The organism is Halapricum sp. CBA1109 (assembly GCF_009741825.1).
Lineage (GTDB): Archaea > Halobacteriota > Halobacteria > Halobacteriales > Haloarculaceae > Halapricum.
Map to the genome: position 1 here is coordinate 1 of NZ_WPCA01000218.1, position 2799 is coordinate 2799.

Annotated in this window: 4 protein-coding genes; all 4 read right to left on the reverse strand. The window is 67.9% G+C overall.

All coding sequences use genetic code 11. The features are described from left to right. A partial coding sequence (locus GJ629_RS15265; protein WP_157513778.1) for a hypothetical protein occupies positions 1–189 on the reverse strand: 189 nt, incomplete at its 3' end. Between the two features lies 1 nt (position 190). Beyond that, complete coding sequence (locus tag GJ629_RS15270) at positions 191–565, reverse strand: hypothetical protein (RefSeq protein WP_157513779.1); 375 nt, start codon at positions 563–565, stop codon at positions 191–193. 5 nt (positions 566–570) lie between these two features. Then, entirely contained in the window at positions 571–2379 is a 1809-nt protein-coding gene (locus GJ629_RS15275) for a type II/IV secretion system ATPase subunit (RefSeq protein ID WP_157513780.1), read from the reverse strand. Between the two features lie 75 nt (positions 2380–2454). Then, on the reverse strand, positions 2455–2799 hold a 345-nt coding region (locus GJ629_RS16510), incomplete at its 5' end, for a hypothetical protein (protein ID WP_197428668.1).

The following is a 2799-nucleotide window of genomic DNA, read 5'->3' on the forward strand; positions in this document are numbered from 1 at the left end:
GGCGACGTGGGCGGCCGCGAGACGCCGCCGCATCCGCCGGACGAACGCCTCGCGCCCGGCGAGAAACCGGGCGTACACCGGGTAGAACCACGGCGCGAGCGCGTACAGGGCACGCTCGGCGAGTGAGCGACCGACCGAGGCCGTCGGATCCGGGACCGCCCCCGAATCGCTGTGTGTGTCCGTGGCCATCTCACTGCAGTAACCGGTCTAACCCGTCGCCGTCGTCCTCTGACGCTCCGTTCGCCCGTGAGTCAGCGTCGTCGCCGGTCGTCGGCGTTGTTCCGTCGTCGTCCGGCGGCGGGCCAGCTATCGGCGTCTCGTCGTCCCCGTCACTCCCGTCGTCGCCCGCCCTCTCGTGCGTCGCCCCCTGTTCGTGGTCGGTACTCGGGTCGGCGCCCGCGACGCCGACGGCGGCCGGCGCGTCGCGGAACTGGTCGAGCAGATCCTCGCCGTCGGCAAGCGTCTCCTCGACCGCCGTTTGCGTCCGTGGGGCCGCGCGGTCCAGCGTCGGGCGCGGGACCAACGCCTCCCGCTCCTCGCCCACTTCGACGTCGATGGCCCGCATCCCCGTCAAGTCGTCCAGACTCTCGCGGAGCTCCCGGTGGCGATGCGGGACAGCACAGACGACGGCGTCGACATAAACGCCTGCAGCGTGGCCGCGACGCCGGCGTAGCCAGTCACGTCGCGGTCGCTCAGCGCCGCGAGGACGAGTTTCCGGCGCTCGATTGCCGCCCGGAGGTCCGCTTCGCTCCAGCCGTTCTGTCGCTGAATGTCCTCCAGTACCGGCGAGGAGTAGGCGTGGTCGGCGTGGAAGCGGTCCGCCTCGGGGTCCCAACTGAAGGCGTCCGTGACGCTGAAGGCGTCGGCGCTGGCGTTGTAGGACCCTATCTCCTCGATGGAGCGGTTGCGCCGCTGGCGGGTCCCGTCGACGGTTGTCGACACCTGATTGAGGACGAGGTCGACGCCCTCGAACATCGACTCTGCGGCGTCGATTGGCTCCTCGGTGAACCGGCGGATCACCTCCAGCGTCTCGCCAGCGTGAAACGTCGTGTACGTCGTGTGGCCGGTGTTCATCGTCTGGAGCAGGTCCCGGCCCTCCTCGCCGCGGACCTCGCCGACGACGATGTAGTCCGGCCGCTGGCGCAGGGCGTCTTTCAGCAGGTCGAACTCGTCGATATCGCTATCGTCACGACCGTAGGCCTCCCGGGTCGTGCTGGCGACCCAGTTGCGCTGTGGCATCTCCAGTTCCCGGGTGTTCTCGATGGAGACTATCTTCTCGTCGGCGGGCACGAAGAGCGAGAGGGCGTTCAGCGTCGTCGTCTTCCCCGAGGCCGTCCCGCCGGCGACGATGGCCGACTGGTGGTTCTCGACCGCCAGCCAGAGATACGCCAACTGCTCCAGCGAGAACGTCCCCCAATGGAGCAAGTCTATCGGCGTGAACGGCACGTCCCGGAACTGCCGGATAGTGAAGTTCGTCCCGTGGTCGGATATCTCCTCACCCAGCGTCAACTGAGCGCGCGAGCCGTCCGGCAGCGTCGCGTTCACGTCCGGCTCCCGCCGCGAGATGCCCTGCCCGGCCCGTTGGGCCATATTGACGACGAACTCGTCTAGCTGGTCGGCGCTGAGTGTCCGGTTCGTGACGAGTTGCCCGCCGCGGTCGGCGTGGTAGACGAACACCGGGCTGTCGTAGCCGTCACAGCTGATGTCCTCGACGTGGACGTCCCGCTTGATGGGGTCGACCACGCCGTACCAGACGAAGTCCCGTCGGAGATAGTACAGCAGCCGTTTGACGGCCGCGTCGTCTAGCTGTGTCGACCCGCTCGTCGGCGTCAACTCCGGGGTGGCCACCGCGTCGGCGTCAGTGACGACCTGCGATTCGACCAGCGAGGTGAGCCAGTCCCGGACCCGCGTGAGCGGTCCGGTCGTCACGCCCTCGACATCCCGCCGTTCGAGCAGATTGAACCGGTCGAGGAGGTCCACCGCAGCCTGTCCGATTATCTCCTCCTGTCGCCGGCGGCTCACCTCCGTCGGCTGTGCCTCGTAGTCGATGGCGAACCGGAGCTTCTCCCGCAGGAAGCTCAGTAGCTTCCGTTCGGTGTCGCTCAGCGTCGGTTCGACCACGTAGTAGCGCACTTCCTCGTGGCGCTCGTTGCGCCAGATGGAGACGAACGCGTACGGGCAGTTCGTCCAGTACTGGTCCTCGAAGGTGAGGTGGCGCTTCTGGTCGTTCGGTACCGTCGACTCCAGGTCAGCCGGTCCGGTCAGCGTCTCCCGGCCGTCGCCCGTCGTGAAGAACGATGCGGCGTCGAACGCCTCGGGATACCGGAGCCGGCGCTGTATCGACTCGCTCGTTCCGTTCGTGGTGTTGTCGGTGCCCATCTGTGAGTCCCCACCGCCACTGCAGTTTCGTTCCGGATTTCTACGCTATTGGATTAAAAAACGTTCGGACACACATCACGGCGAGAGCGTCCGACTGGCGTCTAAGCTCATCGAGAGGGCCGCCGGCAGTTCGAACGTCCGCGTTGCCTCAGACCGGAGGCGCTGGCCGAGCGGTAGCCTGTCGACCGCGAGGTGGTGGCTGACGCTGTCCGTCGTCGTCCGGTGGGTGACCGACAGCACCGCGTCGGCCCGACTCGTCGTCACCCATCGTCCCGGCGGCGTCGGGCGACCCTCGGCGTCGACGGCCAGCGCGATTGCGAAGCCGCCCGTCGCCTCGACGACGGACCGAAGCGCCGAGAGCGCGGCCGCCGCCGCGTCCTCGCCGACGGCTTCGATAGGCGTCGTCGGGTCGACGACGAC